The organism is Nitrospirota bacterium, from assembly GCA_026387665.1.
In the GTDB taxonomy this organism is placed as follows: Bacteria; Nitrospirota; Nitrospiria; order Nitrospirales; family Nitrospiraceae; genus Palsa-1315.
This window is the reverse complement of sequence record JAPLLG010000007.1, coordinates 489,881-511,451: the sequence shown is the minus strand read 5'-3', so window position 1 is coordinate 511,451 and position 21,571 is coordinate 489,881. Positions and strand designations below refer to the sequence as shown.

Below are 21,571 nucleotides of genomic sequence, written 5' to 3'. Positions count from 1 at the left end.
CAAGAGGCATGCAGCGCGTGTTTTGCTCAATGCAAGAAATATCGAATCCCTGCATATCACTTAATGGACGGTTGCGACTCCAGTCTGGCTTTTGTCAGGACCTCAGCCGGTCTGGCTGCTCCATTGCCGGGGAGGCTGGCCCGAATGGGCAGGCTCATGATCTGACCGACCAATCGAGGGCGTCCCGCGCGGAGTGCGGTCGTTCGTTGTGGAAAGGGCCCCTGCCGCAAGGACTCCATTTCTGCCAGAGAAGTTCGTAGAGACTTGGCGATCAGCCAGGCGAGCGTCAACCCAGGACTCCAATACACGGCATTGCGTAGACGATCGACGAGTTCCCCTGGGAGGCTGACGGTCAGCCGGACCATTCGCGGCGGCGGTATTTCAGCCGTACTCGCCCTGGTCGTCTGGTTCGTCGGCCTGACAGGTTGTTCCTTGGGCAAGTTGCGTGAACTGGTCTGGTGGGTTAGCGACATTTTGTCCCTCGCAAGTTTATGTGTGAGTGAGTCGGTCCATTTGTCTATACGGTGTTAATGATTCGCAGTTCGGGAGCCCCTTGTCAGGCTGAAGGGCCGCGCCGCTGAGGAGCAACGCGGCCCTGATGGCAGAGCGCGTGGCGGTGGGAGGGCTCCGGATGGGCACAATCCGGAGGTGGTCCCTCCAGCGTGACAGGCAATCACTTGTTGAGGGGGGACCCACCAGCATTTCGCTTTGCCAAGCATCTTCCAGCTTCCGACCATCGACCTGGCTCCTCTTCCGGTTGGCGATGGGATGGCTACAGCGATACAGCAACCCCCGTACCAGAGCTTTCTAACTGAAAACACTTAGGTCTTGTGATGTAACCTATTGAGTAGTTTTGGTTCAGTAGGTAAGCGGGAGAGATGAGTTTATGGATCAAGGCGTATCTGAACAGACACGCATTTATCCTGTGAGATACAGACGCAGGGGAGTGCCATCGATGAAAACGAGTGGGCGTAGGAGATGGAACGTGACCTATTGATGCAGATGTTTCATCGCAGCGGCGCAGAGGAGGATGAAGAAGCCGATCCAGAGCGCGGCCCGTTGGAACGGGATCACTTCGTAGGATGCTTCTTCGCCTTCTTCTGCTTCGTCTGATTTGAAGAGCACGGTGTAGAGGAAGAGGGTCAACAGGCCGAGCACGAGAAATAGTTTGATGAAGAAGACGGTCAGGTATTTCGCGTGGTGCTGGATTCCGCTGCCGGTTTGCGAGGTGATGACCTGATTGACGTAGTGGAAGTTGATGCCACCGGTCACGAGCAAGACGACGAGCAGGACGCCCGCCACTTTCTTATAATGCTGATAGAACGCGTCGGTGATCGGCTTGATCTGTTCCTTGGCGACCGCTTTCTTCAGTCCAGGAGTCACGGCCATGACGAGGAAGGCGAGCCCGCCGATCCAGATGACCGCCGACAACAAGTGAAACCAATGGTTGATGATCGGGGTCAGCGTATTGAGGTCTGTGAAGAGGCTTTGCAGAGCGTCCATTTTTTAGTCCTAAGCCCCCAGTGCTGAGTTGTGTATGGCGGAAGCTGATTCATAGTTGAGAGATTTCGCTCAGCACTCAGTACTCAAGGCGCAGCACTATGGCCGGAACATCGGCGCGTCGTTGCCGAATCGTTTCTTGCGAAGTTCTTCCATCAACTCAATGGTAATCAGGGGGATGCTATTCTCGCGTGCGTGCTTTTCGACGCCTTTTTTCACCATGGCTCGCAAGAAGTAGGGGATCTTGTTCAGCCGTGACTCCGAGTCCGTATCCCAGGCGATATCGCCTTCTTCAGGCGTATTGAAAGCGACTTTGATCTTCTCTCCGCCCTTCGGCGTGTAGAGACACCATTCATCTTCGTCCAGCCAGTCTCCGTGATCGACGTAGGGGCGCGCCCGGCAGCCGCCGCAGATGTCGGTATATTCGCAATCGCCGCATTTGCCTTTGAGCTGCGGATAGCGGAAGGAATTGAAGACGTCGGACTTCTCCCAGAGATCGGCGAAGCTGGTTTCACGGATGTTCCCGGCTGATAGAGGCATGTAGGGGCAAGGGGTCAATTCGCCGTTCGGGGTCACACGCGCATAGTTGGTGCCGGCGAGACAGCCGCCGCCCATATAGCCGGTCGCTTTGGTGATCGGAGAATTCGGATCTTTCTCGTAGGCTAGTCGTTTGAAGTGCGGGGCGCAGCGGGCTCTGACGAGCATGCCTTTGTAGTTATCCTGGCAGTTGACCAGATAGCCGAGCACTTCTTCGTATTGGGCCGGGGTGATGTCGGTCAGCTCTTCGCCGCGGCCTGTGCAGACCATGAAGAAGACATTGAGGACCTTGGCGCCGAGCTGGTGCGCCCAATCGATGACGGCTGGCAGCTCCTGGTAATTCATGGGCTGCGCGCTGAAGTGCACCTGGAAGGCCAGCCCGTTTCGCTTGCAGGCCTCGATGCCGGCGAGTGCGGACTCCCATGCGCCAGGGACGCCACGGAACTGATTATGTTTCTGGGGGTCGAGCGAGTCGATGCTGATGCCCATGCCCATCACGCCGATCTCGACCAAGTTCTTCGCCATCTGGTCGTTGATCAACATGCCGTTGGTCCCGAAGACCACCATGAAGCCGTGTTTCACAGCATGGCGCGCGATGTCGAGAATGTCCGGGCGGACGAGCGGTTCGCCTCCCGTGATCACGATGAGGCAGCCCTTGTTGACCTCGGCAATCTGATCGATGAGTTTGAAACATTCTTCGGTCGAGAGTTCGTCGTCCCCGCCGGCAGACTTCGTCGTCGCGTCGAGATAGCAATGGTCGCACTTGAGATTGCAGCGTTTCGTGAGATTCAGCGCGAGCAGATAGGGCTTGAAGTCATCGACGGTCCGGCCGTCGTGCGGCGCAGGAGCCGTCGAGGCAGGGGTAAAGAACTGCGTCACTTGCTGCTGGATGGAGCCGAGCGTTCCTGACAGAGCCGGAAAGTTCAGGACCGGGAGAGACCGTCCCATTAGCGACCGGCCCCTGACTTCGGCGCGCCGGTCAGGTTGGCGATCATGTCCTTCAGATTGCCGGTCTTCATGGCGTCCGCCATGTAGTCCTTGGCCTGCTCGATCCCCTCATTGGCCACTTCGGCCGTGATGGTCGTCACGCCGATCTTCTCCGCATGTTTTTCGATCAGGGCGCGGGTACATTCGCGCATGAACCCTTCCGGAGCCCGTTCCAGCCTGGCCTGCGCATCTGGCGACCAGGTATAGGGAGAGGCAGGAGCCGCTTCCGCTGTCTGGCCATTCCCGTTTTCGTGACCGTTCTCGTGGGAGGCAGCCGCGCCGTTGGCGCCGTTTGTGACAGCGGCCACGGTGGCTTGGGCTTCGGTTGAGGCGCCGGTTCCCTTGTTCGCGAAAATGGGGGTGTAGTCTTCAGAGGCTGCTTCCTGAATGATGGGAGCTGCATATTCCAGCGTGATCGTGGTCATGCCGAGCTTGCGAGCGGTCTTTTCGATTTTGGCTTTGGCGCGCCGGCGTTGGAAGCCGGCAGGGACCGCACGGATTCCTTCTTTGGCGTCCTTCGTCCATTGCATGGGGACGTCATCGTAGGACAGGTCCGTTTCGAGGGCGCCTTCGGCGTTCGCGGCCGATTCGAAGATGGTCTTGTCGACGAGTTTGAAACGGTCGCCGCCTGCGGCGCAGACGGGGCACTTTACGGGCGTTTCGCCCTTGCCGATGTAGCCGCAACCATCGCAGACAAAGTAGTTCTGGTTCATCCGGTCCAGATAGCCTTGGGTCGCTTCACTGACTTTCGGCTTTTCTTCCACGATCTCGGTCATCATGCCGCTCAGCGTCGAGCCCATCAGATCCTTGGCCACGGACTCGTCCGCCTGCATCTTGTCGCGGTCGATGCCGGCCGCTTCGAGGCTGCCACCCAATGCGCGCATGGCGTCCATCGCGCCCTTGGGCAGGATGTGGCCGATGGCCGTATCGACGACCGTATTGCTGATGATGGTGTGGCCCTTTTCGATGGCATAACGATGGATGGCCGTTTTGGCCACGCCTCTGGCGAAGATCGGAATCTTTTCCATCCGGCGGAGAGCTTCTTCCGTCCAGGCGATGGTGTATTCCGCCAAGGTATCGATCGGAGGCACGTACTTTCTGTTCGAGACCAGGATATTGCAGGGCGCGGCGCGCAAGAGGTTTTCCGTGTTGCTGCCGATGTCCATATCCTCGTCGCTATGTACGCCGATCCGTCCGACGATGAGCAAGGCCGGGATGTCCTTGCGGACATATTGAATGATCTTTTCGAAGGCCTTGCCGTCCAGGAGGGTGGTCTTGACGTCGGTCTGCTCGGCCTGCGCGATTTCGCGGCAGATATCGAGGTGCGACTGGTAGATCTTCGCAAGGCCGCTGTCGATGATTTCTTCGTGGAGCTTTTCCTGTTCCTTGAACCGGAACACTTTGCCGGCTTCCTCGTTGAGGACGCCCGAGATGCTATGGAAGGCGGCATAGTGGAAATAGGGATCGAAGGCGGAGATGGCTTCGACCGGCATGTTGAAGGCCTTGCCTAATGCCAGGCCGGTCATGAGTCCACCGAATGAATAGGGGCTGCCGTCCACCGCGACTACGATTTTGCCGCTGGTCATGGGCTGGGTCTGCTTGACGATCAGCATGTCTGAATTGCGCACGCGACGGAGCACGCGCTCGGTGTTGCTGCCGATCACGCTGTCCTTCACCGCGCCCACGCCCAAGGCGCCCATGATCACCAGATCGTAGGCATTGGAATTGATGTCTTCTGCCAGGACCTTCCAGTTCCGGCCTTCGAGCGAGCGCCGCTCGATCGGCAGGTTGTTTTCCGCGCATTTCTTATCGACGTAGTCGAGGTAGGAGTCGGTGATGATCTGGAGACCGCGGGTAATCAGCGAGTCGTGGATTTGGCGCTGCCGGTCGAGCTCTTTTTCATCGTGATACTCTTCGGGCAAGCCCGCTTCCATCTGTTTGAAGCGTTTGTCATGCATTTTGGCCGCATAGACGTGGCTGCCCACGATCTTGGAGCCGAAGGCTTTGGCGAAGTGCACTCCAATGTCGACGGCGGTGTTGGAATGGTCGGAGTTATCAACCGGCACGTAGATCGTCTTATACATTGAAAAGTCTCCTCCGGATGCCCTCCAGGCCAGGGCGAACGAGAGTAATTGTCAAAGCTTACAAATGGTTGACGTGCTTCCTCAGTCTCAAGGAACAGGGATGATAACATCGGCCCAAAATGGAATGCAAGGTATCGAATGGGGCAGGTGGACGGGATTTAGACCCCCCGTGTGACAGCGGATTTGTCGCCAGAATCCTTTGCGGAACGCAGCGATTGCCGGGAGCGCAGGATCTCTTCCAGGGACAAGAGGGCATCGCGGCCGGAATTTCCTTCGATACCCCTGATCAAACTCTTATCGGCATAAGGGCCTGATTCTTTTGGAGTTTGAGAGAGAGAGCCGGTCCATTTCCGGGGGTCTCTGCTGCCTTCTTTGCGCTCCCAGGCCCTGAGGCAGGCCTTGGCGATGAAGGAGTTGAGCGGTGCCGGGTTATAGAGGAGCTTCCTGATACTCGTCGGGGTCAGCATCAGGGGGTTATAGCCGGCCGAGAGGTAGCCCTCTTCCAGCAGCCGTTGTTCCAGATCCGTGTTCGGCTGAATGCCTAAAAAGAACATGAGGGGGAACACTCGCTCTTCACCCAGGATCGCGGCGACTTTTTTGTAGGACTCCACGCTTTGGAGCAGCGACTCCTCGGTCTCTTTGGGGCTGTTCAGCGAATAATTGAGGATGACCTTCCCCTTGAATCCCGCTTCTGCCAGGTAGCGACAGCCGTCGTAGAGCTTCTCCAGCTTGAACCCCATGTGCAGATCATTCAGCACCTCTTGGGAGCCGGACGTAATAGCGACTTCGAGGTCGCCGACACCGGACCGGACCATGAGCTTGGCCAGCTCCGGGGTGATCAGCGATGTCCTGATGTAGCCGGACCACTCGATTTCCAGCTTCTCTGCGAGAATCCGCTCCAGGATCTCCGTACATTGGGGATAGGCTTCTTTCCCTGTAATGAACTGGGCATCGGTGAACCAGAAACGCCTGGCACCCCATTGATGGTAGTGCTGCGAAATATCCTGGACGACCAGGGAGGGGGGCCGATAGCGGACCCGCTTCCCTTCAATGTAGGGATAGAGGCAGAAGGCGCAGTCGTAGGGGCAGCCCCGTTTCGATTGGACACCGATGGATTCTCCCAGATATTCCGTATATTGGGGGAAGATCGAGGTCAGATAGGGCAAGTCAACCGTGAGCGTATCGAGGAGGGCCGGCGCTCCCTGCTGGCCCTTTCGAACGGTCTTTCCTTCCCGAAGGATGTACCGTTCGTGCTCCAGCGACTGGCCTTCGACTACCTTGAGAATCGCGTCTTCGCCCTCGCCAAGAATTCCGATGGTGCCTTCCGGAAGTTTCTGGATGAGCTGATCGGCAAAGGCGGTAAAGGCTCCGCCGCCGATCATGATCTGCGCCCGCGGGAACTCCTTTGCGATCAACCAGGGGTAGGAGAGCGCCGCACGGATATGGCTGTAGTAGCGGTAAAGCTGTTGCAGCCCCGCAAAGGAGGCGGTGATCCGCTTGAGGGGGTTGCTCGCAAAGTAAAAGTTAAACGCGTGTTCCAGCGAGGAATCTCCCTCGTGCGGGGAGAAGATCTGAATATCGCGCCAGGAAAAGCAGACGAGGTCCGGCTTGAATTCGGTGGCCGCATCACGGACCGCGGCGCTTCGCTGGTTTTCGGGAAAAAGGGAGAGATCCAAGATGCGCTGCCGCACCTCCGGCTTGCGCCGATGGATGAAATCAGCCAGATAGGTCACCCCAATGGGGTAGACCTTCTTACAAGGGAGGAAGATGTAAAGAATTGATTCCATTAGTGCTGAGTGCTTTGTGCTGAGTGCTGAGTTGATGAAGGAGCGCCACTGCTGTCGCGGAGTTGCTTCTTTTGGCCCGCGACGGAAATTCTTAGCCCTCCGATAATCCGTCCCACTTCCTCAGCCTGAATGAGTAGCTCTGTGAAGCGATCTTGTGCGAGGTATCCCGCATCATGTGCGGCGTAGAGGTGAGATCGAACCTCGGCACAAGAGCCTTTCGCAACGGACAAGAACTGATGGAATTCTCCAGGACGATTTCGTTCAAAACCCTCTGCAATATTGGCCATGATGGATACCGCAGCACGTTGAGCTTGGCTGGATAAGCCGATGTCTTTTGCGAACGTGCGTTCTCTGGTCATAGTATAGACGGTTTGTGTCAACAGCCTTGCTCTCTGCCACGCGATAAGGTCTTCAAAGCGCTCAACTTTCTTCACCATGCTCAGCACCTAGCACTCAGGACTCAGCACTTCATTTGGTTGCCACATGGATCGCCACGATCCCACCGGTCAGGTTGCGATAGGTAACTTGGCGGAAGCCTGCATCGAGGAGTGTCTGTTTCAACCGTTCCTGGTCCGGGAAGTTCCTGATGGAAGCAGGGAGATATTCGTAGACGCCGGTCGTGTCATGCGCCACCTTGGTGCCGATCCAGGGAAGCAGCCGGAACGAATACCAATCGTACAGGGCCCGCAGCCATCCGAAGACCGGCCGGGAAAACTCCAGACAGACAAACCGCCCGCCCGGCTGTAAGATCCGGTGAATTTCCGTGACCGCCTGCTTGAGATTGCCGACGTTCCTCATGCAAAACCCCGTCGTCACGGCATGGAAGGTCCCATCGGGAAATCCCAGATGTTCGGCATTGGCCTCGAGACAGGTGATTCGTTGCCCCAGGCCCCGGTTCGTGACTTTCTTCAGTCCTTCGACCAGCATGGCATGGTTCAAGTCTGAGGCAATGACCCGCCCATTGACCCCCATGCGGGGTTCGATCAAGAGGGCCAGGTCTGCTGTGCCAGCTCCCACGTCGAGGGCCCTGCCACCCGTCGTGACCGGCACATAGGAGGCGGTGATTTTCTTCCAGCGATGGTGGAGCCCGAAACTCAAGAGCGTGTTGTTGAGGTCATAGACGCCGGCGATCGCGGTGAACATCCGCTGAACCGCCTGTTCGCGGGCCTGGCCAGACCAGGTCGAGACGGCGAGCGGGGCAGCCGGGGTGTCCGTCCCCTTCTGAACTGGTGGTGTAGAGGTCTGGACCATGAGAGGGTGGTAGCATCGGCCTTCCAAGTTTGTCAAGGCGAGCCGGTCTGCATGGTATAATCCCGTCCCTTATGCATAACTCAATCATCATCAAAGGCGCGCGCGAGCACAACCTCAAGAATATCGACGTGACGATCCCGCGCGACCAGCTCGTCGTGATCACGGGACTGAGCGGGTCCGGCAAGTCGTCGCTGGCCTTCGACACGATCTATGCCGAGGGGCAACGGCGGTACGTTGAGTCGCTCTCGGCCTATGCCCGCCAGTTCCTCGAACAGATGGGCAAGCCGGACGTCGATTCGATCGAAGGGCTTTCGCCCGCCATTTCCATCGAGCAAAAGAGCACCAGCCACAATCCCCGTTCCACGGTCGGCACCGTGACGGAAATTTACGACTATCTTCGGCTCCTCTTTGCCAGGGTCGGTCGCCCCTCCTGCTTTCAATGCGGCGAGGAAATCACGGCGCAGACGGTGCAGCAGATGGTCGATGCCATTGGCCTGCTCCCAGAGGGGAGCAAGTTTCAGCTCTTGGCCCCGATCGTCCGAGGCAGGAAAGGCGAGTATCGCAAGGAGCTTCTCGACATGCGCAAGGCCGGCTACGTCCGGGCCAGGGTCGATGGGCAGTTGATCGATTTGGATGAAGACATCACGCTCGACAAGCAGAAGAAACATACGATTGAAATCGTGGTGGACCGGCTGGTGATGAAGCCAGGCGAGGCTCTGACAAGACGGTTGGCCGATTCGGTGGAGACCTGTCTGAAGCTGGCTGGCGGCCTGGTCGGCGTGTTGATGGAAAATGGGAAGGTCTCCCTCTATAGCGAGAAACTTGCCTGCATCGGCTGCGGCGTCAGTTATCCGGAAATCACCCCCCGCGTTTTTTCGTTCAATAGCCCCCATGGAGCCTGTCCTGCTTGCGACGGCATCGGTTATGCCATGGCGCCTGGCTGTCCGGAGGATGAAGACCTCACGTTGCTGGAGCTCTGCGGAGTCTGTAAGGGCGCGAGGCTGCGGCCTGAAAGTCTGTCCGTCAAGGTGAACAAACAGTCGATTGCCGAGGTCACGCATCTTTCCGTGCGGGCGGCAGCCGATTTCTTCGGATCGTTGAAATTCAGCGAGCGTGAACTGGTGATTGCCCATCGTATCTTGAAAGAGATTCGCGAGAGGCTTGGATTTCTGGTTAATGTCGGTCTGGATTATCTGACGTTAGATCGGACTGCCGCGACATTATCCGGGGGGGAAGGCCAGCGGATCAGGCTTGCCACGCAAATCGGGTCAGGCCTCGTTGGCGTCCTCTACATCCTCGACGAGCCTTCGATCGGCCTTCATCAGAGAGACAACCGGCGCCTGCTCCAGACCTTGCTGCGTCTGCGCGATCTGGGCAATACGGTGGTAGTGGTCGAGCATGATGCGGAAACCATGATGGCGGCGGACCATCTGCTGGATATGGGGCCTGGCGCCGGGACAGAGGGCGGGCGGGTCATCGCCCAGGGCACGCCCAAAGAAGTCATGAAGAATCCCGATTCGCTGACTGGCCGCTATCTTCGCGGTACGCAAATGGTCAGTCTGCCTCGCCGACAACGGAAGGCCAAGGGGCTGTTGTCCATCGTGGGGGCCAAGAAACATAATCTCAAGGAGATGACTGCCAAGATTCCGCTCGGCCTCCTCACCTGTGTGACCGGCGTGTCCGGGTCCGGCAAGAGTACTCTGGTGCTGGAAGTCCTGTTCCATTCCCTCTCCCAGTTGCTCTACCACAAGAAACCGAAGATCGATGGCTGCAAGGAACTGCTGGGAGTCGAGGCGTTGGATAAAGTCATCGATATCGATCAGTCGCCGATCGGCCGGACTCCTCGTTCGAATCCTGCGACCTATACAGGCCTGTTCGGGTTCATCCGCGACCTCTATTCCAATTTGCCTGAGTCCCGTGTCCGTGGTTACAAGCCTGGCCGCTATAGTTTCAATGTGAAGGGCGGCCGCTGCGAGGCCTGCCAGGGCGATGGGCTAATCAAGATTGAGATGCATTTTCTGCCGGATGTCTATGTGACTTGCGAGGTCTGCAAGGGGCAGCGGTACAACCGCGAGACGATGGAGATTCACCATAAGGGGAAGAGCATCGCCGACGTGTTGAACATGACGGTGGCTGAGGCCCTGCAGTTTTTCGAACATATCCCCTTCATCAAGCGGAAGCTCGACACGCTGAACGACGTTGGGTTGCACTATGTGAAGCTTGGCCAGTCCGCCACGACCCTGTCCGGGGGCGAGGCGCAACGGGTCAAGCTTTCACGTGAGCTGTCGAAACGTCCGACCGGACGCACGATGTATATTTTGGATGAACCGACGACCGGACTGCATTTCGCCGATGTGCAGCGGCTGCTGGATGTGCTGGATCGCCTGGTCGAGGCGGGGAATACCGTGCTGGTGATTGAACACAATATCGATGTGATCAAGAATGCCGATTGGGTCATCGACCTCGGCCCCGAGGGCGGCGATCGAGGCGGGGAGATCGTGGCGGAAGGACCGCCGAAAGAGATTGCGAAATCGAAGCGATCCTATACGGGGCAGGTGCTGAAGGAGGCGGGGCTGTAGAGCGTCAATCGTCACACGTCATTCGTCAAGCGGGAAAGACGGAGACGTGAAACGTCCATTGAGGAAGGTTATGAGCTCCATCAAATCCTTTGAGGATTTGGATGTTTGGAAGGTGGGCAGGCAGATCAGGGGAGAGCTGTATGCTTTGACGTCCGGTTTCCCCAAACAAGAGCAGTATTGCTTGGGTCAGCAAGTCAGAACAGCCGCGATCTCGCTTACGGCAAATATCGCTGAAGGCTACGGGCGGTTTCATTACAAAGAGAATATCCAATTCTGCCGCATTGCCCGTGGATCGGCCTATGAACTTCTGGACCACTTAATCGCGTGCAGAGATCTGGGGTATGTTGCCGATAAGCAATGCGACGGTCTTCGAAACCAACTGCAGCGTTTTGTGCAGCTTCTCAATGGCTATATTCGAAGTATCGGCCAAGTGGGCAACAAGGGCGTATCGGATTCTTCTACGAATGACGAATGACGGTTGACGAGCATGTACAGTGGGCATTGATCTACGAGGAGGAATGACCGGATGCACACCATTCTTCTGTTGACCATCTCCAACATCTTCATGACCTTCGCCTGGTATGGGCATCTGAAATATAAAGATTCGCCTTTGTGGATCGTGATTCTGGCGAGCTGGGGAATTGCCTTCTTCGAATATTGTTTCCAAGTGCCGGCCAACCGCATCGGGCATTACGAATTCAATGCCGCTCAGTTGAAGACCATTCAAGAGGTCATTACCCTCGTCGTCTTCTGCGTCTTCTCGGTGTGGTATTTGAAGGAGCCGCTGAAGTGGAACTATTTGGCTGGGTTTGCCTTAATGGCCGGTGGCGTCTTCGTGATCTTCAAAGAATGGTGAGGGCGGCTAGCGGGGTTCAGGAATGATGGTCTGTGCGTGGTACAACGGGGGAATGCTTTTGCGGATGCTCAAAAAGGCCATCCAGCAAGGCCGCAGCGAGTGAAGGGCCGAGGCGTACCCTCTGGGGTACGTTGAGGGTCTGAACGATGCGAGAACGAAGCTGGCGGACTTTTTCAGCATCCGCACTAGTGGAGCCGGTCGTAGAGGTAGAGCACGTCCAGGGTCACGCGGGCGCCGAAGGTTGGGCCGTAGTCCTTCTGGTTGATGAGGTCATTCCACGTTTCAATTGTAACGGCTGAGATGTGGAGTGCCACCGTCACGAACCGTTCTTCCAAGGAATTCCCGCGATGGTCCACGAACAGGCCTGAATCCACGGTCAGGCCGACCTCGAGTTCTATAGGGATGTCGCAGTCTTTTCGCCGGTAGTTGCCGATACCGATGGACGCCTGTCCGAGGTAGGAATGGTTGGCAACTTGGTGGAACGCGGCTCCGCTGAAGGGGCGGCCGGCACGGCCCAATGCGGAGAAGCGTACGTAGTCGGACACCACGGGCACGAACTCCAACAGAGAGAGTCGCCTGAAGCCCATCTGGGCATAGGGCTCGTAGTAGAGGGACCCTGCCGCTCCGCCGACGCCGTAGAAGAACACATCGTCACTCCCCCCGAGCCCCGTCCACTTCGTCAGGGTCCCGCTGGCCATGAAGTCCGTTGTATCGCGTGTCGCGCCGACCGGCACCGGGGTCTGCCCCCGAAGCTTATGCACGACATCGTTCTGGAGATACCGGCTAAACCTATCACCCGTGGGACCAGCGCCGACCGTGAGATTGGTATTCCAGCCTTTGAATCGCTCCAGGCGTTCCGTCCAGCTCAGCGACCAAAAGTTAAAACCATCGGTTTGCCGCATGTCGTTGTAGCGCTTGCCGGCCCCGTCAAATTCTGTGAAACGGTCGGTGGTGAAACCCAGTGCCAGAGTACGATCATGATCGGGAAAGGCGAGGGCCCCCCAGTGGGTGCTTTGCGCAGTGGCTTCAGCCCAGCAGGGCTGAAGCCATCCGAGTAGCGTGGCGATGGGCAGTGCGAGATGTAGAGCGGTCAGTACCAAGGGACGCATGGGCAGTGCATCCTGCACTGAATCGTATGGAGAGGGCAACGTATTTTTCAGGTTCGCCGCCGGTCGGCTCCTGATCTTGCAGTCCACAGGCCCCCTTACTAGAATGACGGCGCCTGTCGGGTTGTCAGGTCAGGCAAAGCGACGGAAAGGAGCGTGGCCCTGTGCAAGACTTTGAGAAACTCGGAGTGTTCTACCTCGGACGTCCGTATGACCTGGCTAAGAAAAAAACGAAGCCAGGCTGGTTGCTCTACGACTCGAAAGATCTGGTCACCCATGCGGTTTGTGTCGGGATGACCGGCAGCGGCAAGACCGGCCTCTGTCTCGGGCTCCTCGAAGAAGCAGCGATCGACGGCATTCCCGCTATCGTAATCGATCCCAAAGGGGATCTGGCCAATTTGCTGCTGACGTTTCCGCAGCTCCGCGGCGAAGATTTCGCGCCCTGGATCAATGAAGACGATGCGCGCAAGAAAGGGCTCTCCCCTGGCGACTTTGCGACCCAACAGGCGGAGCTGTGGAAACAAGGCTTGAGCGAGTGGGGCCAAAGCGGCGAGCGGATCCAGAAGCTCAAAGATGCGGCCGAGTTCGTCGTCTACACGCCGGGGAGCAATGCGGGGCTTCCGGTTTCCATCATGAAGTCGTTTGCCGCGCCTGCTCAGGAAATTCTGGACGATGTCGAACTGCTGCGCGAGCGGGTGAGCACCACGACGACCAGTTTGCTCGGATTGATCGGAGTCGAAGCGGACCCGATCAAGAGCCGCGAACATATCCTGCTCTCGACGATCCTGGACCAGTCTTGGCGGAAGGGGCAAGATCTCGATCTGGCTTCGCTCATCCAGCAGATTCAAACCCCGCCTCTGTCGAAAGTCGGCGTGCTCGATCTCGATTCGTTCTATCCCTCGAAAGAGCGATTTGCCTTGGCGATGCAGCTCAATAATCTGCTTGCTGCGCCAGGTTTTTCCGCCTGGCTCGAAGGGGAAGCGCTGGATGTCGGCCAGATGCTGCATAGCCCGTCTGGCAAACCGAGGATCGCCATTTTCTCTATTGCGCATTTAAGCGACGCGGAGCGGATGTTCTTTGTGACCCTCCTCTTGAGCCAGACCCTTGGTTGGGTCAGGGGGCAATCCGGGACGACCAGTCTGCGCGCCATCCTCTACATGGATGAGATCTTCGGCTACTTCCCTCCTGTGGCGAATCCTCCGTCGAAAGCGCCGTTGATGACTCTCCTCAAGCAGGCGCGGGCCTATGGGCTTGGAGTTGTGCTGGCCACGCAGAACCCGGTCGATCTGGATTATAGGGGGTTGGCCAACACCGGCACCTGGCTCATCGGACGACTTCAGACAGAGCGAGATAAGGCGCGGGTGCTTGAAGGACTTGAAGGCGCTGCCGCCAGCTCCGGCAAGAAATTCGACAAGCAACAGATGGAACAGCTTCTTGCAGGATTGGGGAGCAGAGTCTTTCTCTTGAACAATGTGCATGAAGATGCGCCGGAGGTTTTTCAGTCACGCTGGACTCTGTCCTATCTACGTGGGCCCTTGACGAGGACGCAGATCAAGGCACTCATGGATCCCGTGAAACGTGAAACGTTAGACGTGAAAGGTAAGGTAGTGAGCGCGCAGCCGGAATTTTCAGCTGACATGGCCCACGTTTCACCTTTCACGTCTCACGTCTCACGCCCTCTGCTCCCTCCCGATGTGCCGCAACAATTCGTTCCTATTCGCGGCGTGCAGCCGAGCGGCAGTCGATTGGTCTATCAGCCGATGTTGCTGGGAGGGGCGCAAGTCCGGTTCTCCGATGGTAAGGCCGGGGTGGATGTGGCGCAGGATGTCACGGTGCTCGCGCCGATCGCAGAGGGGGCTGTGCCGGTGGATTGGGACCATGCGGCAGAGGCAGCGTTGGCTCTGCCGGATCTGGAGCAAGCGCCGGCGGAGGGCGCGCAGTTTGCGAGTCTTCCCGTCGCTGCAGGGAAGGCCAAGAGCTATGAGGCCTGGGGGAAAGATTTCTCCGGTTGGCTTTTTCGGAACGAGAAAGTCGATCTCTTGAGAAGTCCCGGGACGAAAGAGATCTCCAGGCCTGGCGAGTCGGAGCGGGATTTCCGTGTCAGGCTCCAGCAGTCAGGGCGGGAGCAACGAGACGCGCAATTAGAAAGTTTGAGGCAGAAGTACATGCCGAAGATGACTTCGCTCCAAGACCGTATCCGCCGGGCTCAGCAGATGGTCGAACGGCAGCAGATTGAGTCTCGCACCAGCCAGCTTCAGGCAGCGATTTCGGTTGGCGCGACGATTTTGGGCGCCGTCATGGGACGGAAGACGATTAGCGCGAGCACTATTGGCAAGGCGACGACGGCGATTCGCGGAGCAGGGCGGGCGATCAAGGAGTCGCAGGATGTGGGGCAAGCTGAGGAGAATAGAGAAGCGCTGCAGCAGCAGCTTTCCGACCTCGAAGCGCAATTTAAGACCGAGACAGACGCATTGATCGCATCCATCGATCCACTCACCGAAAAACTAGAGATCGTCTCCCTCAAGCCCACCAAGAGCAATATCGCCGTGAAGCTCGTCGCGCTGGCCTGGGTGCCTCAGTGGCAGGATGCCGGGGGCGGGTTGACCTCTGCTTGGGAGTAACGTCGTCGTTTGTGAAATGCGAGAATCGAAGGACAGCTGATGCGCTCCGTCAGTGTTTCCGGTCTTTCTGCATGATCTTGTCTGTCCAGGCGAGGAGGATGGCGGAGCCGATGAAGGTCAGGTGGATGAAGATCTTCCACTTGATCTGTTCAAGATCTTCGTTCGCGATGTTGACGAAGGATTTCAGCAGATGAATGCTGGAGATGCCGATCAGCGAAGCGGCAAGTTTGATCTTGATGGTGCCTGGGTCGATGTGGGTCAGCCAATCGGGCCGGTCTGGATGGCCTTCGAGATCCAATTTGCTGACGAAGGTGGCATAGCCGCCGATGATCACCATGGTGAGCAAGTTCGCCACCATCGTGACGTCGATCAGCCCCAGGATCCCCAGCATGAAGATGGTCTCTTCCTGCTGGTTGATGTGCCGGACCATCTCCCACAGCTCCACAAGAAATTTGTAGGCATAGAGCAGTTCGGCCACGATCAAGCCGCCGTAGAGCGGAGCTTGAATCCATCGGCTCGCGAACACGATAGTTTCGAACACGTGCTCGATGCGGCTCACGATGGGAGATTGGGTATGTTTCACGGTTGTGGAGGTTGAATGATCGGGGTGGCTCACGGCGCGTATCCTAGTCAAGGAGGGGGTGCTCTGTCAATTCGAGTGACAGATCGGAGTTCAGGGGAGGGCGTGACGCTGGTTGCTCATTGAGCGTGGCGACGGGGGAGTCCGACGGCTTGAGCCGGTTCTGGGGTGCGGAGAGGAAGCGCACGGCGTTGACCGTCAGGTGCTCTTCCGTAGCCTTGTCAAAAAAGAAGTCAGCTCCGGCGAGAAAGCAGGAGGTCTGGTTGTCAGGAGAGGGATTGTCTGTGACGATGATGATGGTTGGCGGGACCATCAATCGTTTGACCTGGCGGAGGACTTCGATGGCCCGGCCATCATGGAGCGAGGAGTTGAGAATCGCGATGTCCGGTTTGCGGTTCAGAATCATCGCGGTCGCTTCTTCCGAATCCGACGATTCTCCCACTATTTTCACGCTGGCGATTCTCTCAAGGCGCCGCTTGAGTCTGTGGAGAAAGTTGCTGTCCGTGTCGGCTAGGACGATCGTCATGGGATGGCTCCGAACGGATGAGTACATGGTTGAATCATTCGTTGAAAGGTAGCGTGAACGGAAGACGGAGACAATCAGATGAACGCGTGCTGTGACGTAGGAAGATGCTTACAGCGCAGGGGCGAGCAACAGGCGCCAGCTTTATTCAACAAGATGATGGTCGAGAGCGTAGCGGATGAGCTCGGCGGTAGTTGAGAGCTGGAGCTTGTCCAGGAGCCTTGCGCGATAGGTGCTGATGGTTTTGACGTTGAGCGTGAGGGCCTGGGCGATGCTTTTGACAGACTGGCCCTGCGCGAGCAAGACGAGGACTTCGAATTCTCGCTTGGACAATGTGTGGTGGGGGGGACCGGTGGGATGCTTGCTCAGGTTGCCGGCCATACGTTCTCCGAGGGAGGCGGTGACATATCTGCGTCCTGCCAGGACTTGTGTGACTGCCATGGCCAGCTCTTCTGAGGCGGTCTGTTTGGTGAGATAGGCCATTGCTCCGGCACGAAAGGCCCGCACGGCATATTGCTCCTCCGGGTGCAGGCTCAAGACCATCAGCGGAAGCTCGGGTGCGATGCAGTGTAATTTGCCCAGCAGTTCCAGTCCGCTCTGATCAGGAAGGCTGATATCCACGATTGCCAGATCCCACGGTTCCTGCTGCACCGCGTCCATTCCTTTCTGGCCTGTATTGGCTTCGCCGACTTTGACGTGAGGGAAGGTCTCCTCAAGGATTTGTCTCACGCCCCGTCGCACGACCACGTGATCGTCGATCACGAGAATTTTCATCAGCTGCGTCTCAATCATGGGCGACGCACTCCGCAACAGGCATGGAGGCGATGGCTGTCGTGCCGACCCCTGGCGTCCCCACAATGCGAAAGTGGCCGCCTAGGAGGGAGGTTCGTTCCTGCATTCCCCGAAGTCCGAATGAGCGAGGAGCGGCCATTCTCTCGTTGGTGATGCCCCTCCCATTGTCAGCCACTTCCAGGGTTGCGAGGTGATGGCTCCGGTGCAGACGCATACGCACCTGCGAGGCGCCGGCATGACGCAGTATATTCGTCAGCAGTTCCTGCGCGATGCGAAATAATGCCGTCGATACCTCAGGGGGGAGCGCTGGGGATGAGAATCCTGGCGTTGCCTCCACCGTACAGCGAGCGCCCGTGCGACGCTGAAATGTCGTGGCGAGGCATTCCAGCGCTGGGACCAATCCGAGATCATCCAGCATCGCGGGGCGCAGGGCTGCCGCTGTTGCACGAACGGATTCCAGGAGCGCGTCGACCGATCCGGACATGGCCCGGACTTTACTCGTCAGATCTGTGACGGATGACGGAGTGGGCGATGGCATCAGCTTTGTACTGAGCCAGGCCAGGTCAAACTTTAAGCCGGTCAAGGCCTGCCCGAACTCGTCGTGGATCTCCCGCGCGATTCTGCGTCGTTCCTCTTCTGTGGCCATCTGTATTCGGCGAGCCTCCTCGCTCAGGCTGGCGTGGGTGAGCCGGAGCGTATTTTCCGTCTCGTTGTGCGGGGGGAGGGTTGTGCCGATAGCCATGAGACCAATCAGGTTCCCGCGAGCGCTTAGCACCCGCGAAATATTCCAGGAGAGCATCGACTGCGAGTTCGTGTGGGTGAGAAGAGGGCTTTCGAAGCCTCGCGCCTCACTCCCTGCGGTGACTTGCGCGAGCATAGCCAGGAATGACTTGCGCGTCTCCACCGGGAGACAGAGAGCCACATAGCTCTGTCCCAGCGTTTTATCGGCGCTCCAGCCAGAGAGCATTTCCGCTGCGCGGTTCCATCCCAGAATGATGGACTTAGGCGAAAGAAGCAGAATTGCACTGTTTGAAGTTTCCAGAAGCGTGCGATAGCAATCCTCAATCGGCTCTCCTGGGCGATCGGCCTGCTTTGACGAACGGAGCGCCTTGGCTCTGGTGTTGTTGCTCATGCCTCGACTGGGAGCCTGGGGCGGCGGGGCTGTGGCAAAATGGGTGCGTGAGTGTTTCATACTGTTGTGAGTGCCGGTTCAAGGTAGACGTCAGCGGTGATACAGGTGCCGTGACCCACAGTGGATTGGATCTTCAGGCGACCACCGATCTTCCGGACTCGTGCTTCCATCTGTGCGAATCCAATGCCCTTTCCTTCTTCCTGGCCGACTTCAAAGCCAGCCCCATTGTCGCGAATGCTCAGCCGTACTCGTGGGCCGATTTTTCGAAGGGCGATCACGGTTCGTGTGGCGCGGGCATGACGGATGCAATTACTCAGGGCCTCTCTGGTGATTGTGACGAGTTCACGGGCTTCTTCGCCGGTCAGAATTTCTTCTGCCTCCTGGTCGATCTCCATACGAATCCGCAACTCACTCACCCGCTCAAATGTCTGGGTGAGGAATCGCAGCTCTGAGGTCAGACTATAAGGCGCAATGTCGTTAGCCTCCACGGACAAAATCATTCGTCGGATGTCTTGGATGAGTGTGCTGACCTGATTGGCTGCTTGATCGCAGGGCAACTGCGCGGTGTATGGCATGCCCTTCTGTAATCGACGGGCTTGCGCAAGACTCATCCCGATTGCATGGAGAGCTTGCAGTACGGAGTCGTGCAACTCTCGTCCGATGCGGCTGCGATCGTGAAGCAAGGCACTCAGCCGCTGCTCAGATGCTTTGAGGGCGGAGGCGATGCTGTCCTCGATCTGCTCGTGCGGTGAGCAGGGGCGTAATCGATTGGTTGCAGATAAAATACCTAGGTTTAAATCATCTGTCTGTTGTGCCAGCCTGCCAGGATCTTGTCGAAACCCGTCGACAACTCGGAACTCTCGTCGATCTTTCATCAGTTGGAACACCCCCTTCTTTCCAATCGCGCAACACACGAACGTCAATGGAGCTCTTCCTCGTCCGGACTCATCAGTTCGAGCACTACTAGTACGAGGCTGCGCTCATCCCGTCACCTGGCGGATCCGCCAGGTGACGTGGCGCCATGAATTGATGCATTTTCCTCGCATGGTAGCGAGTGGTCTGTAGAAGGAAGAAGGAGGTGCTCATGCTGGTGTTGGAGGAGAGTCGACCGATCGAGTTTCGGGAGGACAGATTACTTGTAAAAACATTGTCAGATGAGCAAGATCTCAGCGCGTCGTATCATCTGCGCCACCAGGTGTTTGCTGACCGGCTTCAATGGGTTGCGAAAAGCGACGATGGGCTTGAAGTTGATGCCTACGATACATTTGCCACGTCGGTTGGGCTGTTTGACGACGAACGGAAGCTCCGTGGCGTCTTTCGGATGGTGCGATCCCCTTACCCATTCATGATAGAGAAAGAATTTCGTCCCTGTTTACTCGCGGACTGTGAAATTCGGAAGGAGCCCGATACTGCAGAGATTACGAGGCTGGCATTAGACCCAACGTTGACGGACAAAGGACTTTCGAGTCGTCTAATGCTGATTCTCATTAAGGGGGTGTATCAATGGTCAAGGCAGAACGAGGTCCCCTATATGTATATGGTGGTTGAGAAAAGATTTCTCCGGGTGCTTCGGGGGATAGGGCTTTCGTGCGAGGCCATTAGCCCGGCCGTATCTCTTCCCCCAGCTGGGGCGCTGTCAATTGCTGCCGTTCTTGACTGGAAGCTGTTTTACGAAACCTGTCCGCTCAAACAGCCGTCGTTTTTCCAGTGGATGAATGCGGTAGACGGTTCGACCTCGTTTGAGAAAAGCGGATTCTTTGCCAGGGAGCCTAGGCAGCAGTTTGTCGAGTCAGACGCAACCCAGATTTGGCGGCAAGATCAGCAGTTGTTAGGCGAGAGAGGAAGAAAATTGGCCGCAGCCTGAGTGAAGAAAGATTTCAATCGCCAGGGTGGGTAGCTTACCCTGCCTGAAGCAGGCCATGCTCCATGGCAACTGCCACTGCCTGAGTGCGGGAACTGGCATCAAGCTTCATGAAAATGCCTTCAACGTGAAAGCGCACAGTCCGTTCGGTCACCCCCACAATACGAGCGATTTCCCAGTTTGTTTTTCCTTCCTTCATCCAGAACAATACTGTCATTTCTCGAGGCGAAAGGCCCTTGGCTTGGGTGGACAATGGCATATGGGTGTTCGCGATCAGGACGCGGTGCAGATAGGGGATGAGATATTCCAATAGCCCTCTATAGCGGGCTGTGCCGTTCGCATCGCCTCCGGCAAATGAAAAGAAGGTTGCGAATCCCTGGTTTTGCTCAAGGACTCCAGTGGTTATTCCGTGGGTCAGTCCGAACGAGCGAGCTTCTTCGACAAATTCTAGCTGCTTTCGAGAGCTGGCTGTTGAGTATGTCTGCTTCCAGGTTTGCGTTTGGAACGTAGAGAGGAGAGATTTCAATACCGGGTCGACGGTTGCGTACTCGTTCTTGCAATAGGCATATACCCAGTCGTTCGAATAACTTACATTGAGCATACTGGTGAATTCTTTAAAGCTACCTTTTGTGGTGAGGCGTGCAACACCACCTATCACTCTAGGGCAAGCCACTGTGCGTTGGAGAAGTTGGAGAATATGTTGCACATCATCCCCTGTCCTGGCGTCCATTGAGTAGTGGAGGATTTCTAGGACTTGATGTATCTCCGATTTCGTCAGGTTAGAAAACGTCTTGGAAGGAAACGGACGTCGCGATTCGCCTGGGCCTTTCACCCTCGATATGTGAGAGGGGCTGCGATCAGCACTCTCATGCACCCCTAATGAATGAGACAATTCCCTCTCTCGCTGGATAAAAGGAAATTCCCCATACAGTACATCGTCCGAGACGAGATGCGCTTGACTATGCGCTGAGCATCTATCTTGAATCTCACCGGAAACGGTGAGGGTGTTGGCGGCTGCGACTTTTCTAGGCACTGCCATGGAATTCCCTCCTTCCCTCTGCATTCTCCAGAATGCCTCAGCAATTGCCCCCCCTAACTATCGGTAGGGACTGCCGTGACATCGTAATGAGGGCCTTGGATTCTTCCTGAAAGACAGATGACCATTCTACCTACTTTCTTTGAAGAAGTCAGCAAGGGCGCGTGGTCATAAAATCACATATTTAAAAATAGTGCCGAGTTGACCCATATTGATCGTTGTTTGGTCCTTGTTTCTTGCGTTGTCACCCTGGAGCTCCCCGCCGATAGGCAAGGTGCCCCGACTATCCTAAAAGCTCGGGCTTTTTGTTTATGGTTCTATGAGCCGCGGACTATTACC

The 21,571-nt window shown here is 57.0% G+C and carries 19 protein-coding genes; 5 read left to right on the top strand and 14 right to left on the bottom strand.

Features of this window, described 5'->3' with window-relative positions; genetic code table 11:
• Positions 1-56 precede the first annotated feature (56 nt).
• From NT179_06760 to NT179_06730, 7 genes are all read right to left on the bottom strand, one after another.
• Positions 57-473, bottom strand: a complete 417-nt coding sequence (locus NT179_06760) for a hypothetical protein (protein MCX5721717.1) — start codon at positions 471-473, stop codon at positions 57-59.
• Between the two features lie 517 nt (positions 474-990).
• Positions 991-1,503 carry a hypothetical protein gene (locus NT179_06755; protein MCX5721716.1) on the bottom strand — a complete coding sequence of 171 codons (513 nt, stop codon included), beginning with the start codon at positions 1,501-1,503 and terminating at the stop codon, positions 991-993.
• Positions 1,504-1,599: 96 nt separating this feature from the next.
• Entirely contained in the window at positions 1,600-2,985 is a 1,386-nt protein-coding gene (locus NT179_06750) for a radical SAM protein (GenBank protein ID MCX5721715.1), read from the bottom strand.
• Positions 2,985-5,108: a universal stress protein gene (locus tag NT179_06745; GenBank protein ID MCX5721714.1), complete on the bottom strand. Its 2,124-nt coding sequence runs from the start codon at positions 5,106-5,108 to the stop codon at positions 2,985-2,987. Before NT179_06745 ends, NT179_06750 begins: the two co-directional genes overlap by 1 nt.
• 158 nt (positions 5,109-5,266) lie before the next feature.
• Positions 5,267-6,895: a radical SAM protein gene (locus tag NT179_06740; protein MCX5721713.1), complete on the bottom strand. Its 1,629-nt coding sequence runs from the start codon at positions 6,893-6,895 to the stop codon at positions 5,267-5,269.
• The gene (locus NT179_06735) at positions 6,895-7,332 is read right to left on the bottom strand and encodes a four helix bundle protein (GenBank protein ID MCX5721712.1); all 438 of its coding nucleotides are present in this window, start codon (positions 7,330-7,332) and stop codon (positions 6,895-6,897) included. The genes NT179_06740 and NT179_06735 overlap by 1 nt, the downstream gene beginning before the upstream one ends.
• A 31-nt stretch (positions 7,333-7,363) precedes the next feature.
• Positions 7,364-8,146, bottom strand: a complete 783-nt coding sequence (locus NT179_06730) for a class I SAM-dependent methyltransferase (protein ID MCX5721711.1) — start codon at positions 8,144-8,146, stop codon at positions 7,364-7,366.
• A 71-nt stretch (positions 8,147-8,217) separates the two neighbouring features.
• Between NT179_06730 and uvrA the strand changes: the two genes are divergently transcribed.
• From uvrA to NT179_06715, 3 genes are all read left to right on the top strand, one after another.
• Positions 8,218-10,725, top strand: coding sequence for an excinuclease ABC subunit UvrA (gene uvrA, locus NT179_06725; protein ID MCX5721710.1), 2,508 nt, complete (start codon positions 8,218-8,220; stop codon positions 10,723-10,725).
• Positions 10,726-10,795: 70 nt separating this feature from the next.
• Positions 10,796-11,200, top strand: coding sequence for a four helix bundle protein (locus NT179_06720; GenBank protein ID MCX5721709.1), 405 nt, complete (start codon positions 10,796-10,798; stop codon positions 11,198-11,200).
• Between the two features lie 51 nt (positions 11,201-11,251).
• Complete coding sequence (locus NT179_06715) at positions 11,252-11,581, top strand: DMT family protein (protein MCX5721708.1); 330 nt, start codon at positions 11,252-11,254, stop codon at positions 11,579-11,581.
• Between the two features lie 185 nt (positions 11,582-11,766).
• Here NT179_06715 and NT179_06710 read toward each other — a convergent pair whose 3' ends face one another.
• A complete protein-coding gene (locus NT179_06710; protein MCX5721707.1) occupies positions 11,767-12,690 on the bottom strand; it encodes a hypothetical protein in 924 nt (307 codons plus the stop codon).
• Positions 12,691-12,851: 161 nt separating this feature from the next.
• On the opposite strand from NT179_06710, the gene NT179_06705 reads away from it, so the two are divergent.
• Positions 12,852-15,308 (top strand): ATP-binding protein, encoded by a 2,457-nt coding sequence (locus NT179_06705; protein ID MCX5721706.1) that lies wholly within the window; start codon positions 12,852-12,854, stop codon positions 15,306-15,308.
• 49 nt (positions 15,309-15,357) lie between these two features.
• Here the strand turns inward: NT179_06705 and NT179_06700 are convergent, their stop codons facing one another.
• The 5 genes from NT179_06700 to NT179_06680 form a co-directional block, all read right to left on the bottom strand.
• The gene (locus NT179_06700; GenBank protein MCX5721705.1) at positions 15,358-15,924 is read right to left on the bottom strand and encodes a TIGR00645 family protein; all 567 of its coding nucleotides are present in this window, start codon (positions 15,922-15,924) and stop codon (positions 15,358-15,360) included.
• A 10-nt stretch (positions 15,925-15,934) separates the two neighbouring features.
• Complete coding sequence (locus tag NT179_06695) at positions 15,935-16,441, bottom strand: response regulator (protein ID MCX5721704.1); 507 nt, start codon at positions 16,439-16,441, stop codon at positions 15,935-15,937.
• 114 nt (positions 16,442-16,555) lie between these two features.
• Positions 16,556-17,203 (bottom strand): response regulator transcription factor, encoded by a 648-nt coding sequence (locus NT179_06690; protein ID MCX5721703.1) that lies wholly within the window; start codon positions 17,201-17,203, stop codon positions 16,556-16,558.
• Positions 17,196-18,395 carry a histidine kinase gene (locus tag NT179_06685; protein MCX5721702.1) on the bottom strand — a complete coding sequence of 400 codons (1,200 nt, stop codon included), beginning with the start codon at positions 18,393-18,395 and terminating at the stop codon, positions 17,196-17,198. The genes NT179_06690 and NT179_06685 overlap by 8 nt, the downstream gene beginning before the upstream one ends.
• A complete protein-coding gene (locus NT179_06680) occupies positions 18,392-19,210 on the bottom strand; it encodes a histidine kinase (protein ID MCX5721701.1) in 819 nt (272 codons plus the stop codon). The genes NT179_06685 and NT179_06680 overlap by 4 nt, the downstream gene beginning before the upstream one ends.
• Before the next feature lie 209 nt (positions 19,211-19,419).
• Here NT179_06680 and NT179_06675 point away from each other — a divergent pair, with 209 nt between their 5' ends.
• On the top strand, positions 19,420-20,199 hold the full coding sequence (locus tag NT179_06675; protein MCX5721700.1) for a hypothetical protein: 780 nt from the start codon (positions 19,420-19,422) through the stop codon (positions 20,197-20,199).
• Positions 20,200-20,233: 34 nt separating this feature from the next.
• On the opposite strand, the gene NT179_06670 is transcribed toward NT179_06675, so the two are convergent.
• Positions 20,234-21,235 (bottom strand): LuxR C-terminal-related transcriptional regulator, encoded by a 1,002-nt coding sequence (locus NT179_06670; GenBank protein ID MCX5721699.1) that lies wholly within the window; start codon positions 21,233-21,235, stop codon positions 20,234-20,236.
• Positions 21,236-21,571: the final 336 nt, after the last annotated feature.

Coding starts and splice junctions, on each gene's coding strand:
- NT179_06750 (MCX5721715.1), bottom strand. CDS start 2,985: ATGGGACGGTCTCTCCCGGTCCTGAACTTTCCGGCTCTGTCAGGAACG.
- NT179_06730 (MCX5721711.1), bottom strand. CDS start 8,146: ATGGTCCAGACCTCTACACCACCAGTTCAGAAGGGGACGGACACCCCG.
- NT179_06740 (MCX5721713.1), bottom strand. CDS start 6,895: ATGGAATCAATTCTTTACATCTTCCTCCCTTGTAAGAAGGTCTACCCC.
- NT179_06685 (MCX5721702.1), bottom strand. CDS start 18,395: ATGAAACACTCACGCACCCATTTTGCCACAGCCCCGCCGCCCCAGGCT.
- uvrA (MCX5721710.1), top strand. CDS start 8,218: ATGCATAACTCAATCATCATCAAAGGCGCGCGCGAGCACAACCTCAAG.
- NT179_06710 (MCX5721707.1), bottom strand. CDS start 12,690: ATGCGTCCCTTGGTACTGACCGCTCTACATCTCGCACTGCCCATCGCC.
- NT179_06735 (MCX5721712.1), bottom strand. CDS start 7,332: ATGGTGAAGAAAGTTGAGCGCTTTGAAGACCTTATCGCGTGGCAGAGA.
- NT179_06690 (MCX5721703.1), bottom strand. CDS start 17,203: ATGATTGAGACGCAGCTGATGAAAATTCTCGTGATCGACGATCACGTG.
- NT179_06695 (MCX5721704.1), bottom strand. CDS start 16,441: ATGTACTCATCCGTTCGGAGCCATCCCATGACGATCGTCCTAGCCGAC.
- NT179_06680 (MCX5721701.1), bottom strand. CDS start 19,210: ATGAAAGATCGACGAGAGTTCCGAGTTGTCGACGGGTTTCGACAAGAT.
- NT179_06715 (MCX5721708.1), top strand. CDS start 11,252: ATGCACACCATTCTTCTGTTGACCATCTCCAACATCTTCATGACCTTC.
- NT179_06760 (MCX5721717.1), bottom strand. CDS start 473: ATGTCGCTAACCCACCAGACCAGTTCACGCAACTTGCCCAAGGAACAA.
- NT179_06720 (MCX5721709.1), top strand. CDS start 10,796: ATGAGCTCCATCAAATCCTTTGAGGATTTGGATGTTTGGAAGGTGGGC.
- NT179_06675 (MCX5721700.1), top strand. CDS start 19,420: ATGCTGGTGTTGGAGGAGAGTCGACCGATCGAGTTTCGGGAGGACAGA.
- NT179_06670 (MCX5721699.1), bottom strand. CDS start 21,235: ATGGCAGTGCCTAGAAAAGTCGCAGCCGCCAACACCCTCACCGTTTCC.
- NT179_06745 (MCX5721714.1), bottom strand. CDS start 5,108: ATGTATAAGACGATCTACGTGCCGGTTGATAACTCCGACCATTCCAAC.
- NT179_06755 (MCX5721716.1), bottom strand. CDS start 1,503: ATGGACGCTCTGCAAAGCCTCTTCACAGACCTCAATACGCTGACCCCG.